Source organism: Mesorhizobium sp. B1-1-5 (assembly GCF_006443065.1).
GTDB lineage: Bacteria > Pseudomonadota > Alphaproteobacteria > Rhizobiales > Rhizobiaceae > Mesorhizobium.
The window spans coordinates 1-1,061 of record NZ_VFWS01000630.1 but is presented as its reverse complement, the minus strand read 5'-3'; the positions used below and the strand labels follow the sequence as shown (position 1 = coordinate 1,061).

1 protein-coding gene and 1 pseudogene are annotated in these 1,061 nt (G+C 62.3%); one reads left to right on the top strand and one right to left on the bottom strand.

The features are described 5' to 3' along the window. Positions 1–252 precede the first annotated feature (252 nt). Entirely contained in the window at positions 253–573 is a 321-nt protein-coding gene (locus FJ980_RS33925) for an FCD domain-containing protein (RefSeq protein ID WP_348640683.1), read from the top strand. Here the strand turns inward: FJ980_RS33925 and FJ980_RS33920 are convergent. After that, positions 533–1,061 (bottom strand): annotated as a pseudogene (locus FJ980_RS33920) (hypothetical protein); the annotation flags it as partial. The gene FJ980_RS33925 and the pseudogene FJ980_RS33920 overlap by 41 nt on opposite strands.

Below are 1,061 nucleotides of genomic sequence, written 5' to 3'. Positions count from 1 at the left end.
TGCCAGAGCCATGCTGATCCGAAATATGTAGGCATTTTTCGGTCAGGGTAAGACGCGATCATGCGGATCGCGCCAATCTGATGCACGCTGCGCTGACGGTGCGCGGCGCCACGCCGTGGACGGGGCTCGACCGCGATAAAACGCGTGATCCCGATTTCGGCAGCGCATGAAGTCTACGAGGCACGGCGCCTCGTCGAATTGCCGACAGTTCGTCTCGCCGTCGAGCGCATGGACGATGCCGGCATCTAGCGCCTGAGACGCCTGGTCGAGGCGCAGCGCGAGATGACGCATGATCCCGTCCGGTTCCAGATTTCCGGCGCCGAATTCCACGACGCCATCTATCGGGCCGGCGGCAATCCGCTTTTGGCCGATTTTCTGCACGAGATGTATTCGTTCGGCCTGGAATTCCGCCGCCGGGTTCTTTTGGCGGACGGCGCCGTGTCACTGAGCGTCCACGATCACGCCCGACTAGTCGACGGCTTTGAAAAGTGCGATGCCGCCGCAGCCGTTGGAGCAATGGAGAAGCACCTTATCAGAATCCGCCGGACGACGCTGGATGTGATGAACTCCTGATCGGACTACGGCCATTTTCCTGGCGCGCTGGATAGGCACCGAGTTCGAGGCCAGGATACTGCGCGTCGACGCGCTTCATATCGGTGGTGAATTCGGCATCCATCCAATCGCAGATCTCGGAAACTACAGGGGTCTCCTGCTTGCGGGCGATGACCAGTTCGCACGTCCGGCCGGTCTTCATGATCGGGCCTACCGGCACCAGGACACCGCGCGCCAGGTGATGCGACACGACGTTGAGCCAGCCGAGAGCGACGCCCTGCCCGAGCAGGGCGGCCTGGACCACGACTGTATAGTCCGAAAACTGCAGCCCGCCCGCCGTGCCATTTGCCGTGTTCTCCGAAAACAGGCCCGACCAGTCCGGTTCTGCAGTGCTGAGATTGATGATCCTGTCGAGCGCCGGCATGAATGCGCCGGTGGGCGCCTGTTTTTCCGGCAGGTGAGGAGCGCGGATCGGCACCAGCAATTCCGGCATCAGCTTGCGCGCGACG